General features: G+C 59.9%; 17 protein-coding genes. 9 read left to right on the top strand and 8 right to left on the bottom strand.

The features are described 5' to 3' along the window. Nucleotides 1-121: 121 nt before the first annotated feature. The 6 genes from EGH25_RS07405 to EGH25_RS07380 all read right to left on the bottom strand — a co-directional run bounded on the left by EGH25_RS07405 (nucleotide 122) and on the right by EGH25_RS07380 (nucleotide 2,674). The gene (locus EGH25_RS07405) at nucleotides 122-520 is read right to left on the bottom strand and encodes a putative toxin-antitoxin system toxin component, PIN family (protein WP_266087229.1); all 399 of its coding nucleotides are present in this window, start codon (nucleotides 518-520) and stop codon (nucleotides 122-124) included. Beyond that, entirely contained in the window at nucleotides 517-786 is a 270-nt protein-coding gene (locus tag EGH25_RS07400; protein ID WP_266087227.1) for an AbrB/MazE/SpoVT family DNA-binding domain-containing protein, read from the bottom strand. The genes EGH25_RS07405 and EGH25_RS07400 overlap by 4 nt, the downstream gene beginning before the upstream one ends. 162 nt (nucleotides 787-948) lie before the next feature. Next, on the bottom strand, nucleotides 949-1,299 hold the full coding sequence (locus EGH25_RS07395; protein ID WP_266087225.1) for a DUF5615 family PIN-like protein: 351 nt from the start codon (nucleotides 1,297-1,299) through the stop codon (nucleotides 949-951). A 22-nt stretch (nucleotides 1,300-1,321) separates the two neighbouring features. After that, the gene (locus tag EGH25_RS07390) at nucleotides 1,322-1,594 is read right to left on the bottom strand and encodes a DUF433 domain-containing protein (RefSeq protein WP_266087223.1); all 273 of its coding nucleotides are present in this window, start codon (nucleotides 1,592-1,594) and stop codon (nucleotides 1,322-1,324) included. Between the two features lie 42 nt (nucleotides 1,595-1,636). Then, the gene (locus EGH25_RS07385) at nucleotides 1,637-2,035 is read right to left on the bottom strand and encodes a dCTP deaminase/dUTPase family protein (RefSeq protein WP_266087222.1); all 399 of its coding nucleotides are present in this window, start codon (nucleotides 2,033-2,035) and stop codon (nucleotides 1,637-1,639) included. Nucleotides 2,036-2,056: 21 nt separating this feature from the next. Further along, nucleotides 2,057-2,674 (bottom strand): methyltransferase domain-containing protein, encoded by a 618-nt coding sequence (locus EGH25_RS07380; protein ID WP_266087220.1) that lies wholly within the window; start codon nucleotides 2,672-2,674, stop codon nucleotides 2,057-2,059. 96 nt (nucleotides 2,675-2,770) lie between these two features. Between EGH25_RS07380 and EGH25_RS07375 the strand changes: the two genes are divergently transcribed. Beyond that, nucleotides 2,771-3,670 (top strand): malate dehydrogenase, encoded by a 900-nt coding sequence (locus tag EGH25_RS07375; protein ID WP_266087218.1) that lies wholly within the window; start codon nucleotides 2,771-2,773, stop codon nucleotides 3,668-3,670. Nucleotides 3,671-3,689: 19 nt separating this feature from the next. On the opposite strand, the gene EGH25_RS07370 is transcribed toward EGH25_RS07375, so the two are convergent. Further along, the gene (locus EGH25_RS07370) at nucleotides 3,690-4,577 is read right to left on the bottom strand and encodes a HEAT repeat domain-containing protein (RefSeq protein WP_266087216.1); all 888 of its coding nucleotides are present in this window, start codon (nucleotides 4,575-4,577) and stop codon (nucleotides 3,690-3,692) included. A gap of 66 nt (nucleotides 4,578-4,643) precedes the next feature. Then, nucleotides 4,644-4,886, bottom strand: a complete 243-nt coding sequence (locus tag EGH25_RS07365; protein WP_266087214.1) for a DUF7322 domain-containing protein — start codon at nucleotides 4,884-4,886, stop codon at nucleotides 4,644-4,646. 90 nt (nucleotides 4,887-4,976) lie between these two features. Here EGH25_RS07365 and ahaH point away from each other — a divergent pair, with 90 nt between their 5' ends. From ahaH to EGH25_RS07325, 8 genes are all read left to right on the top strand, one after another. After that, nucleotides 4,977-5,315: an ATP synthase archaeal subunit H gene (ahaH, locus tag EGH25_RS07360; RefSeq protein WP_266087212.1), complete on the top strand. Its 339-nt coding sequence runs from the start codon at nucleotides 4,977-4,979 to the stop codon at nucleotides 5,313-5,315. Beyond that, nucleotides 5,302-7,428 carry a V-type ATP synthase subunit I gene (locus tag EGH25_RS07355; protein ID WP_266087210.1) on the top strand — a complete coding sequence of 709 codons (2,127 nt, stop codon included), beginning with the start codon at nucleotides 5,302-5,304 and terminating at the stop codon, nucleotides 7,426-7,428. The genes ahaH and EGH25_RS07355 overlap by 14 nt, the downstream gene beginning before the upstream one ends. A 63-nt stretch (nucleotides 7,429-7,491) precedes the next feature. After that, nucleotides 7,492-7,722, top strand: coding sequence for a F0F1 ATP synthase subunit C (locus tag EGH25_RS07350; protein WP_266087369.1), 231 nt, complete (start codon nucleotides 7,492-7,494; stop codon nucleotides 7,720-7,722). A 27-nt stretch (nucleotides 7,723-7,749) separates the two neighbouring features. Further along, nucleotides 7,750-8,328, top strand: a complete 579-nt coding sequence (locus tag EGH25_RS07345) for a V-type ATP synthase subunit E (RefSeq protein ID WP_266087208.1) — start codon at nucleotides 7,750-7,752, stop codon at nucleotides 8,326-8,328. Continuing rightward, nucleotides 8,328-9,386: an ATP synthase A1 subunit C gene (ahaC, locus tag EGH25_RS07340; RefSeq protein ID WP_266087206.1), complete on the top strand. Its 1,059-nt coding sequence runs from the start codon at nucleotides 8,328-8,330 to the stop codon at nucleotides 9,384-9,386. Before EGH25_RS07345 ends, ahaC begins: the two co-directional genes overlap by 1 nt. After that, nucleotides 9,383-9,700, top strand: a complete 318-nt coding sequence (locus EGH25_RS07335) for a V-type ATP synthase subunit F (protein WP_266087204.1) — start codon at nucleotides 9,383-9,385, stop codon at nucleotides 9,698-9,700. The genes ahaC and EGH25_RS07335 overlap by 4 nt, the downstream gene beginning before the upstream one ends. Nucleotides 9,701-9,703: 3 nt before the next feature. Further along, nucleotides 9,704-11,458 carry an ATP synthase subunit A gene (locus EGH25_RS07330; protein ID WP_266087202.1) on the top strand — a complete coding sequence of 585 codons (1,755 nt, stop codon included), beginning with the start codon at nucleotides 9,704-9,706 and terminating at the stop codon, nucleotides 11,456-11,458. A gap of 8 nt (nucleotides 11,459-11,466) precedes the next feature. Then, complete coding sequence (locus EGH25_RS07325) at nucleotides 11,467-12,894, top strand: V-type ATP synthase subunit B (protein ID WP_266087200.1); 1,428 nt, start codon at nucleotides 11,467-11,469, stop codon at nucleotides 12,892-12,894. Nucleotides 12,895-12,900: the final 6 nt, after the last annotated feature.

Raw genomic sequence — 12,900 nt, 5'->3', positions numbered from 1 at the left:
GTGTAGAACTCAGTCTATTATGCTATCATCTGTATAGGAAATTATCAAGCAACAGTGGATCCCTGACAGAGTTAGATATCTCCGTCGGAAAACCCGTATCGGAACCGATCCGGTAATGCCCCTAAACCTCCTCAATGAACCCGGCAGGCTCCATTATCCCAACTCCATCGTGCTCTTCCAGTTCAAGCAGGTGCCTGTCACCCGACACAACGTACTCAGCGCCTGCCTCTAACCCACAGGCGAGTATCCTGTTGTCGCTTGGATCGTCCTCTATAACATCCGGTTTATCATCAGGTGTGACCACGGTGGCGGTAGTGAGAATCTTATCTACGAACCTCTCCGTGTCCTTTTCCTCGAACGGTATCTTGTCCCTGCCGAGAACGTCCTCTATCTCGTGGAGTATGAACGGAGATATGTACAGGTCTGTCTCCCCTTTCTCGGCGGATTTGAGTACGTGGTATGGATTCCCCTTTGAGAGCGTGGCTGAGACGTAGACGTTTGTATCAAGGACTATCTTCACCCCTCGACTCCCCTACTCTCGTGTACGAGACTCTCTGCGTCCTCTTCATCCAGACCTTCCTCTTCCGCCTTCCCCCACATCGGCTTCAGGATGTCCTCGAACGAGTCTTTGACAGTAGACTCGTCCACCTTCCGAAGGAGTATGTTATCTCCTTCTGAAACCACCAAGAGTTTCGTTCCTTCGTCTATCTCCATCTCTCTACGCAGGTCTGCGGGGATGGATATCTGTCCGCGCGAACTGACCGTCACCATCTCAACCTCGGACATGTAAGATATATCTTACTTGTAAGAAGTTATGTATTGGGGTTGGTGGAGAGCTGACTGAACTCAGGCAGTTTCTCTCTTGTGTATAATTACATAACTTTCCTGTATTGTGTGGTACAGAACTACCTCTTCCAGTACGAGCGCCAGCAGGGATCACAGGGATAGCTACCCGTGTAGCCAGTCGTACCAGTCGTCGAGCGTGACGACCTCGTTCTCAAGACCGTCGACCCCGTACTGTTCAACAGCTTGCTCCACGGCACGCGCGGTTCCCTCCGGATCTCTGTCGATCAAGTCTTGGTCTCTGTACAGGAAGACGCCTTCGTGGCTCAACTCTTCGTGTAACTCCTCGAAGTCTGCGGCGTTGTTCGTTATCAGAAAAAAACTATTCTCGTGGCACCAGTTCAACAGTTCTTCGTCCACCGTCTCCTCACCGAAACGGTCTTTTGCCTGACATACTTCGTACCCGTGCTGAGAAAGTACCGTTTCAAAGACACGGCTCACGTGTTCGTCGAGCAAGAATTGAGGTCCGTCTATGGGGTCAGGCTTTCTTTTTTGGCTTCAGAGAACCGTCGCTCAGCCTGTCGAATGCCTTCTCGTTCTCGCACCGCGCCGCGCGTATCTCCTCGATGTTGTCGTAGTAGTAGGAAAGCGCCCCGTACACCTCCGACATCGAAAGACCGAGTTGATCCGAGACGTAGGCAGGGGTTCGACCGTTTTCGATTACCATCTCGACGACATGTCGAACACCAACACGTCTACCCTCTATATGAGGTTCGCCTCCAAGTATGTCGGTGTCTTTGGTTATCGCCATACTACGGGTACATGCTACGCCCGTTTATCTCTTTCCACGCTGTTACACGACCGTCGAGACGCGCGCGTTCTCCTTGAGGCGCAGACCGTCGCCGCCGACGGTGAGCGGCAGAAGCGGCAGTTCGGCTACGCGCACCGTCGGATGGTACGCGCCACGGTTCAGAAGCTCTGTACGTGTCCTGACGGTCACGTCTTCATCGGTGTTGAGAGTCTCGTTGTGCTCGACGACGTACGTCCCGGCGTCGAGGTTCCACCAGCCGTAGTCGTCTTCCCCGTTGCGTTTCTCCGTCCCGACGCGGGTTAGCTCCGGTTCCTCAAGCTCACCGCCTCCGAAGTCGACGCGTCCTGCTTCTTCGACGACGTACACGTTACCGAGCGTCAGGTCGAAGCCTTCGTCGGTGTCTTGCGTTCCTTGATGAACTACGTCTTCTACCTCGTCCATACCTGCGGTAAAGAACACCGCCTATTGACTCTTACGCGCGACGGTCACGATGGCGTCGTCGTCGACGTACTCCGAACCCATGAGTCTGTGCTCGACTTCCTCCCATCCAGCGTCGTGGAACATACGCGTCGCCTCTTCCTCGTCGTAGAACAGCATGACGGCGTCCGCGAGAGCGCCGAGGACGCGTCCGCTTGGGCGGCGGGGTCCGACGACGAGCGCCCGACCACCCGGCTTCGTTACGCGTTTCGCCTCCGCGAGCGCGTCGACGGGTGAGGGCCAGTACTCGATCGACCCCGACGACCAGACGGCGTCGAACGTCTCGTCGGCGTACGGCAGGTTCTCGGCGTCGCCGCGTACGAAACGCACGCCGTCGAGTTCGTCCTTCTCGCGCGCCTTCGCAAGCTGGTGAACGCTCTGATCGAGTCCGTCCACATCAGCCCCGCGCTCGACGAGACCCGCGGTTGCGAACCCCGTGCCGCAACCGACATCGAGGACGTGGTCGCCCTCCGACACCCCGAAGATACCGAGCGCCTCGTCGCGCATCTCCTCGTTCCAGAAGACGGGGTTTACGCGGTCGTACACCTTCGACAGGAAACGGTAGAACGTACGTGCGCGCGACTTGTCTTCGAGAACTCCCATCGGTATACGTACGGTTCGGGCGAAAAATAAGCTTGCGCTTCACGCACGCGAACGTATTTCATCAAGTTTATGCTGTATATCTCCGCAGGGTTAACCATGGGATTCAAAGTATCCATAGTCGGTGCGGGCGGCACCGTAGGAGCGATGGCGGGCTACAACGTAGCCCTGAGCGGAGTTGCGGACGAGGTCGTCTACGTCGACATCGCCGAAGACCCCGCGGTCGGACAGGCGCACGACACGATGCACGGTATCGCGTACGACTCGCCGACCGATGTCCATTACGGCGAGTACGAGGACACCGAGGACAGCGATGTCGTCGTGATCACGGCGGGTAAGCCACGCGAACCCGGTATGTCGCGTCTTGACCTCGCCGACGCAAACCGCGAGATAATCGCGGGTATCACCGAGAGCTTCGAGGAGTACGCGCCCGAAGCCATCTCGGTGCTCACGACCAACCCGATGGACGTTCTCAACCACCATCTCTACTCGGTCAGCGACAGACCGCGCGAGAAGGTGATCGGCTTCGCGGGACGCCTCGACTCGGCGCGTTTCCGTTACGTCCTCTCTGAGGAGTTCGACGTACCGACGACGAGCGTCGACGCCTCGATCATAGGCGAACACGGCGACTCGCAGGTACCCGTCTTCTCCAAGGTTCGTGTCGACGGACGTGAACCTGAGTTCGACGCCGACGAACGCGACGAGATCACGGAGGCGCTGACGCAGAGCGCGATGAACGTCATAGAGAAGAAGGGTGCGACCGAGTTCGGACCCGGACGCGGTGTGGCGCACGTCGTAGAGGCGGTAGCGCGCGACACGGGCGAGGTCATACCGTCGAGCATCGTCCTCGACGGCGAGTACGGACACGACGACGTCTCCGTCGGCGTCCCCGCAAAGATAGGGCGCGACGGTGCGGAGGTAGTCGAGTGGGATCTCTCGGAGCGCGAACACGAGATGTTCGACGAGTCCGCCGAGAAACTGTACGAGCACCAGCACTGATCGGCACGCGACGGATTGCTTACTCGTCCTGCGACTTCTGAGCGACGGTTCCGACGACCTCGTCGGGGTACTCCTCGGCGACGTTCGTGACCGCCTCCTCACCGCGACCGCTGACGCCTTCGTCTTCGTCACCGAGCGACTCGACGAGTTCGGATACGTGTTCGCGCGCCTCGTCGACGTACTCCTCCGAAACCTCATGCATGACGAGCGACGAGTACCTCCGCAGGTCGTCGGGGTCATCGACGAGGCTTTCGGCGAACCTGTCGGTGAGTTCGAGCGCAGTCTCGGGATACTCACGCACCGCGTGACGTAGTGACTGCTCGGCGTACTTGCTCGGATCCTCCTTGTCGCTTTCGAGCATCTGTAACAGGACTATCTCGGAGAAGTCGAGGTCGGCGTCGCCGTTCTTTGCGGCGTCGAGTGCGCGATCCGCGCCCTCGTCACCCGACGAACCCATGCCGCCGTCCGCCTTAGACGCGACGGCTTCCTCCTCACCGTCGCCATCGGCTTCCTCTTCGGTAGACCCTCTCTCGCGTATACGTTCCGCCGCCTCCTCTGCTTCCGGCATGTCCACGTCTTCGAGTTCACCGAGGGCGTCCTCCGAACCCACCTCGGCGAGCGCAGAGGACGCCGCCCGTTTCGCCCAGTTGTCGTCTACCTCGAGAGCGTCGACGAGTCCGTCCTCATGTCCTTCGAGTCTCTCAGGCTCCTCGTCGGCGATCCTTTCGAGCTCGTCGGCGGCTTCCGCGCCCGTCTCGGGATCGTCGTCCCTGAGTTGCTCGATGAGTTCGTCGGTGTCCTCCTCGCCTATATCCCCGACCTCTGTGTCTTCGAGACGGTCTTCCATACCGCCTTCGTCTCCCCCTCCTATCTTGTCCGTCAGGCTGTCGAGATTGTCCTCACTCATGGCTCGGTTACCATACGCGGACGCGTCCGTAATAAAGCTTGGCGCGGCGCGCGCACGACCGTGAGTCTATCCCTCGTCCTCCTCCACGAGCGTCGACCGTGCGACGGTGTACTCGCGTGCCGCAAAGCCGAGCGCGACCGCACCGCCGGCGAGCGAAGCCCAGAACAGGTCGGAGGTTCCGCGGAAGACGGCGAGGTAGAAAGCGACCGCGATCCCGATGGGTCCGATGTTGAGGAGTAGCACGAGCTTCCAGAAACGTCTCTCGAAACCTTCGGGAAGCTTCCGATCCGCGTCTGCGCCTCCGTTCATTACGGTCGGCTTCGGTACCGAACCGTTTGGGGTTTGTGGTTCAAATGGAAACTTCCATATACCGCGTTCGACCAGTTTCGGACAGTAACTATGTCGGCTCAACGCGATAGAGTGCTGAGGAACATCAAAGAAGCCGAAGAAGAGGCTGACGAGATAATCTCCGATGCCGAGGAGGAGGCTGACGAGATACGCGCAGAAGCCCGCCGGGAAGCCGATGAGATACTCTCGGAGGCGGAGGAAGAGGCGAACGAGGTGCGCGAGGAGATAGTCGAGGAGGCACGCGAACAGGTCGAGGAGAAGACGGACGAGATAATAGCCGACGGCGAGGAGGAGGTCGAGGCTCTACGTGAGCGCGCGGAGGAGAACCACGACGACGCCCTCGAACACGTCGTCGAACGTTTCAGGGAGGAGGTAGATGCTCAGACCTAAGCTTATGAGCAGGATCTCGGTCGCAGGCTCCAAGGCTGTCTTGGAGGACGCGGTCGAGGAGCTCCACGACCTCGAACTCGTACACGTCAACGACTACGACGGTAGCTGGGAGGGGTTCGAAAACGGTAGCCCTCTCGAAGGCGGCGAGGAGGTCAGCGGAAAGCTCGTACAGGTTCGCGCCGTAATAAACACGCTCGACATCGAAGACGGCGACTATGACGGCTCCGAGGCTTCGGGCTGGGAGACGCGCGACGAGCTATACGGAAGGCTCGAAGACGTGCGCGCAACCGTCAACGAGGTCGAGGACGAACGCGACGAGGTACGCGAGGAGCTACGTGAGGCGCGCGAGGAGCGTAGAACACTCGAACCGTTCGCCGACCTCGGTATCGACCTCGAACTCCTCGGTGGCTACGACGAGATAGACGTACACGTCGGACAGGGCGACGCCGACGCGGTCCGTACAGCGCTCGAAGACGCCGAAGGAAACGAGTACGAGGTCTTCGGAGGCGACGGCGTCGTCGCGGTCGCGGCGCGCGGTGTCGACGTTGACGACGCGCTCGTTGGCGTCGACTTCTCGGCTCTCGAACTACCCGACGCAACGGGCGACCCCGACGAGGCTCTCGCCGAGGTCGACGACCGTGTCGAGGCTCTTGAGGACGAACTCGAAGAACTCGACGCACGCCTCGACGAACTCGCCGGTGAACACGGTGGCTTCCTCGTCAAAGCCGAGGAGGAGCTTTCGATAGAGGCGGAGAAGACCGAAGCACCTCTTATGTTCGCAACGACGGCGAACTCGTTCTACGCCGAGGGCTGGATACCCGACGAGAGCTACGGGGAGATGGAGTCGGCGCTCGCCGACGCCGTCGGTGAAAGGGTCGACGTACAGAAGCTCGAAACCGTCGAGTACGACGAAGGACATCCCGAGGAGGAGAGCGAGGCGGACGACGAGGAACCGCCCGTCGTGCAGGACAACTCCGCGGCGGCGGAGCCGTTCGAGTTCCTCGTAAACACGGTCAACCATCCCAAGTACGGCGAACTCGATCCGACGCTTATCGTCCTAATGACGTTCCCTCTCGCGTACGGCTTCATGATAGGCGACATGGCTTACGGTATACTGTACGCCGTCATGGGGGGCGCGATATACAGGGGCGTCGACTCCGACGGCATACGCGCCCTCGGCGCTATCGGCGTCTGGGCGGGCGGCTTCACGATCCTCTTCGGCTACCTGTACGGCGAGTTCGCGGGTCTGCACGTCGGTTCGACGATGGCTCAGTTCGGCTTGCCCGTACCGCCCGTCATGGGTGTCTTCGACAAGGGTATACACAGCACACAGACGGCTCTGACATGGATAGTCGTGAGCATCGGCTTCGGTCTACTCCATCTCAACATCGGGTACGTCTTCGGCTTCGTCAACGACCTTAGCCACGGTATCAAGGAGGCGGTTCTCGAAGACGCGTCGTGGATACTCACCCTCAACGGATTCTTCATATGGATATTCAGCGCACACAGCGCGGGCGTCAAGCCTTCGTTCCTCGTGGGCGAAACCTCCGTCCTGTACCAGAACCCGATGTTCGATCTCGGCTTCGCGGGCTTCCCCGTGACCGTCGGGATCGCAGGTGCGGGACTCGCCGTCCTCGGCTTCGTTATGGTCTCTATCGGCGAGGGGGTCGTCGGTGCGGTCGAGACGCCTACGAACGCATTCGGACACGCGCTTTCTTACCTGCGTATAATGGCTGTCCTACTCGCAAAGGCGGGCATGGCGTTCGTCGTCAACCTGCTCGTCTTCGGCGCGTACGAGAGCGGTGGGGAGACGCATTTCATGCTCCCCGGTACGGAGTACGCGACGCATCTCGGCGGCGAGGGCGTCATCTTCCCCGGTCTCACATGGATAGGTATCGAAGGCTCCGCGGCTACGGGTATTATCGCCCTGATCGCCGCCGTGGTCGTCTTCATCATAGGGCATGTCGTCGTCCTACTCCTCGGTATAACCGCCGCAGGAATTCAGATGGTTCGCCTTGAGTACGTGGAATTCTTTGGGAAGTTTTATCAAGGCGGTGGCGACAAGTTCGAACCGTTCGGAACAGAGAGAAGACATACAGAAGAAGGTAGATAAAACATGGTAATTGAGCTAATAGATCCCGTGGTAGCACAGCAGACGGCAGAACAGGCATCACAGATGAGTCCGGAGGTTGCGGAGATAAACGCCAACGGTATGGCGAAGGCGGCGGCGGCGATCGGTGTCGGTCTCGCGGCTCTCGCCGCAGGCTACGCCGAGCGCGGAATCGGATCCGCGGCTGTCGGAGCGATGGCTGAAGACCCCGGTATGTTCGGTCGTGGTCTTCTGATGACGGTGCTACCCGAGACGCTCGTCATCTTCGCAATAGTCGTGATCTTCCTGGTGCCGTAAGACACCCAAGAACACCAGATTCTCATCATGGGACTCGAAACGGTAGTAGATGATATAAAACAGGAAGCGCGCGCGCGTGCAGACGAGATAGTCGCGGAGGCTGAGGAAGAGAAGGAGGAGACTCTGAGCGACGCGCGTGAGGAGGCTGAGGAGATAGTGGAACAGGCACGTCAGGACGCCGAGAAGGAAGCCGAGAACCTGCGCGAGCAGGAGGTTTCGAGCGCCAAGCTCGAAGCGCGCAAGATGGTCTCGCGCGAGGAACGTGACCAGCTCGCCGAGCTACGCGCCGACGTACGTGACGAACTCGCCGAGCTTGACGAGGGGCGTGAGGATATGACACGTACGCTCCTAGAATCGGGTATCGAAGAACTCGGCGACGACGAAGGCGCTGTCTACACAGCCGAGGGCGACGAGGAGATGGTTCAGGATCTCCTCGGTGGGTTCGACGGCTTCGAGCACGCCGGGTCGACGGATATCATCGGCGGTGTGGTCGTCGAGTCCGCCGACGGTAAGGTACGTGTCGACAACAGCTTCGACTCGGTGCTCGAACAGGTCTGGAACGAAAGTCTGCGCGAGGTCTCGGCGCGCCTGTTGGGGGACGAGTAATGAGGACGGGAGCCGAATCAGGCGGATCGTCGAACTACGAGTACGTCGCGGCGCGCGTCAGGGCGCGTAAGGCGAAGCTGTTCGGCGACGACGACTACAGGAAGCTCGTCCGTATGTCGCCCAACGAGATAGCGCGGTTCATGGAGGAGTCGGAGTACTCGGAGGAGATAAACAGGCTCGGCGCGCGTCACGAGGGAGTCGACCTCATCGAGTACGCCCTGTACGACAACATGGCGCGTCATTTCTCCGACATCGTCCGTTGGTCGGAGGGGACGTTACGCGAGACGGTCGTCGACTACCTCCGTAGCTACGACGCGTTGAACGTTAAGACAGTCCTCCGAGGCGTCTTTACCGACGCTAAGCCCGACGAGATACGTGTCGATCTCATACCTGCGGGCGAGATCGACGAGGGTTTCCTCGAATCACTTGCCGAACTCGGCTCCGTCGAGGAGGTCGTCGAGGAACTCGAAGGGACGGTCTTCGGCGACGCGCTCGAAGAGGCGTTACGCGAATACGAGGACGACGACGTTCTTCTACCCCTCGAAAACGCCGTCGACAGGACGTTCTACGAAGGTCTTATTCAGGGTGCCCGCGTCGCGCCCGAATCGCCGCGCGGCGTCTACCGCGACTTCCTGCGTTCCGAGATCGACGTTCTCAACGTCCGTAACGCGTTACGCGCCGCGGGTAGCGAAAAGGTCGACGTCGGCGAGTACTTCATCGAAGGAGGCGACCTTTTCTCGCGCTCCGAACTCGAACGTCTCGTCGAAAACCGCGAGGAACTCGTCGAGGCACTCCGAGGTTCGGAGTACGGAAACGAGCTTGAGGAGGCGATAGACGAACTCGAAGAGACGGGGAGTCTCGTCGAGTTCGACACCGCGCTCGACAAGCTACTGATGGAGTTTGCGGGTAGCATGACCAACCGTTACCCCAACTCGGTCGCGCCCGTCATCTCGTACATACTGTCGAAGGAGCGCGAGGTACAGAACATACGCGGTATAGCACGTGGTAAGGAGGCAGGTCTGACCGTCGAGGAGATAGAGGAGGAGATAGTCATATGAGCCGACGTATAGCCGTCGTCGGAGCGCCGAGCTTCACGACGGGGTTCAGGCTCGCGGGCGTCGACGAGTTCCGCGAGATACGTGACGAGAACAAGGACGACGAACTCGACGGTGCGGTTGAGGACGTTCTTTCGCTTGACGACATAGGTATCGTCGTAATGCATCAGGACGACCTCGACCATCTTTCGCACGAGGTACGTGAGAACGCCGAGACGAGCGTAGAACCCGTCGTCGTCACGCTCGGCGGCGAGGGCGAGGGTGCGTTACGCGAAAAGATAAAACGCGCTATAGGAATCGACCTTATGGAGCAATAGAACATGAGCAAGGCAGAAACAGCCGAAACGGAAGACGAAGGACGTATCACGAACGTGAGCGGTCCCGTCGTCGAGGCGAAGGGTCTCGACGCGCGGATGAACGACGTGGTACGTGTGGGCGAAGAAGGTCTGATGGGTGAGGTTATCGAGATCGAAGGAGAGGTTACGACCGTACAGGTCTACGAGGAGACGAGCGGTATAGCGCCGGGCGAACCCGTCGTTACCACAGGTTCGCCCCTGAGCGTCGAACTCGGTCCGGGCGTACTCGACTCCATATACGACGGCGTTCAGCGTCCGCTCGACATACTCGAAGAGGAGATGGGCGACTTCCTTGACCGCGGTGTCGACGCCCCCGGTATCGACCTCGAAAAGGTGTGGGAGTTCACGCCTGAGGTCGAGGAGGGCGACGAGATAGAGGAAGGCGACATAGTCGGTACCGTTCCTGAGACGGAGAGTATCGACCACAAGGTGATGGTTCCGCCCGACGAAGGCGGTACAGTCGCCGATGTCAACGAGGGCGAGTACACCGTCGAGGATCCTGTCGTTGTTCTCGAAGACGGGGGCGAGATCACGATGCTTCAGGAGTGGCCCGTGCGCAAGGCGCGCCCCGTCGAGCGCAAGCAGACGCCGCGTACGCCGCTCGTGACCGGTCAACGTATACTCGACACGCTGTTCCCCATAGCGAAGGGCGGTACGGCGGCGATTCCGGGGCCGTTCGGTAGCGGTAAGACGGTCACACAGCACCAGTTAGCGAAATGGTCGGACGCCGACATCGTCGTCTACGTCGGATGCGGCGAACGCGGAAACGAGATGACCGAGGTCATAGACGACTTCCCCGAACTCGAAGACCCCAAGACGGGCAAGCCCCTGATGTCACGTACATCGCTCATCGCCAACACTTCGAACATGCCCGTCGCGGCGCGTGAGTCGTGTATCTACACAGGAATCACGCTCGCCGAGTACTACCGTGACATGGGCTACGACGTCGCCCTGATGGCGGACTCGACGTCCCGGTGGGCGGAGGCGATGCGCGAGATATCGTCACGTCTTGAGGAGATGCCGGGCGAAGAAGGATATCCGGCTTACCTCGCCGCGGCGCTCGCCGAGTTCTACGAACGCGGCGGACGTGTCGAGACGCTCGGCGGACGCGACGGCTCCATAAGCGTCATCGGTGCCGTCTCTCCGCCCGGTGGTGACTTCTCCGAGCCTGTTACGCAGAACACGCTCCGTATCGTCAAGACGTTCTGGGCGCTCGACGCCGACCTCGCCGAACGCCGACATTTCCCCGCCATAAACTGGAACGACTCGTACTCGCTCTACAAGTCCCAGCTTGACGACTTCTTCGCCGACGAGGTCGACGACGACTGGGCGGAGACACGCCAGTGGGCTGTCGGCGTACTCGACGAGGAGGACGAGCTACAGGAGGTCGTCCAGTTGGTCGGTAAGGACGCACTCCCTGAGGATCAACAGCTTACGCTTGAGGTCGCGCGTTACATACGCGAGGTCTTCCTCCAGCAAGACGCTTTCCACGACATCGACACGTACTGCGACCTCAACAAGCAGTTCGAGATGCTCCGTCTCATACGTAAGTTCAACGACCTCGCCTTCGACGCTCTCGACGCCGGTGTGCCTGTCGAGGAGATACAGGACGTCGACTCCGCGGAACGTCTGTTCGACATACCGACGGAGGAGAACTGGGAGCCGCTCGTAGAGGAGATCGACGAAGGACTCGACGACGACTTCAACGAGTTAGCGTGAGGTGAACGATGAAGGAATACAAAACTATAACAGAGATAAGCGGACCGCTCGTCTTCGTAGAGGTAGACGAACCCGTCGGATACGACGAGATCGTCGAGATAAAGCTACCCGACGGCTCCACCAAACGCGGACAGGTCCTCGAATCCGGAGAGGAGATCGTCAGTCTTCAGGTCTTCGAAGGAACCGACGAACTCGACCGTAACTCAAGCGTCCGTTTCCTCGGCGAGACGATGAAGATGCCCGTCACCGAGGATCTTCTCGGACGCGTTCTTTCGGGACGCGGCGAACCTATCGACGGCGGAGCCGAGATCGTGCCGGAGGATCGCCGCGACATCATCGGTTCGGCGATAAACCCGCACGCGCGCGAGTACCCCGACGAGTTCATACAGACGGGTGTGAGCGCTATAGACGGCATGAACACGCTCGTCCGCGGTCAGAAGCTACCCATATTCAGCGGTTCGGGACTTCCGCACAACGAACTCGCGCTCCAGATCGCGCGGCAGGCGGACGTACGCGACGACATCGGAGAGGGCGACGAAGAGGGCGAGGACGAGGAGTTCGCCGTCATCTTCGGAGCGATGGGTATCACGCAGGAGGAGGCGAACGAGTTCCTTGAGGAGTTCGAACGCACCGGTGCTCTCGAACGCTCGGTCGTCTTCCAGAACCTCGCCGACGACCCCGCCGTCGAACGTATCGTCACACCGCGTATGGCGCTCACGACGGCGGAGTACCTCGCCTTTGACAAGGGCTATCACGTCCTCGTCATCCTGACAGACATGACCAATTACTGCGAGGCGCTCCGTGAGATAGGCGCGGCGCGCGAGGAGGTACCCGGACGCCGCGGCTATCCGGGCTACATGTACACCGACCTCGCAGAACTGTACGAGCGCGCCGGGCGCATAAAGGGTCTCGAAGGCTCCGTGACACAGATTCCGATTCTGACGATGCCGGGCGACGACGACACTCATCCCATACCCGATCTGACGGGCTACATTACCGAGGGTCAGATATACATCGACCGCCGCCTCGAATCCGAGGGACGTGAACCACCGGTCGACGTACTGCCGTCGCTCTCCCGCCTCATGGACGACGGTATCGGAGAGGGCTACACGCGCGAGGATCACGGTGACGTTGCGAACCAGCTTTACGCCGCGTACGCCGAGGGTAACGACCTCCGTGACCTCGTCAACATCGTCGGACGCGAGGCTCTGAGCGACCGCGACAACCTCTTCCTTGACTTCGCCGATGCGTTTGAGGACGAACTCGTCGATCAGGGCTGGACAACAAACCGGTCGCTCGAAGAGACGCTCGGTATCTCATGGGAACTCCTGTCGACGCTCCCCAAGAGCGAACTCAAACGTATCGACGACGACTTTGTGGAGGAGTACTACAGAGGAGAGGACGAGGAAGAGAAGGAAGCCGAGGCGACAGCTTAACAATGG

Origin of the sequence: Halorutilus salinus (assembly GCF_026242195.1) — an archaeon.
Lineage (GTDB): Archaea > Halobacteriota > Halobacteria > Halobacteriales > Halorutilaceae > Halorutilus > Halorutilus salinus.
The sequence above is the reverse complement of the archived record's forward strand: the minus strand, read 5'-3'. Positions and strand labels throughout refer to the sequence as shown.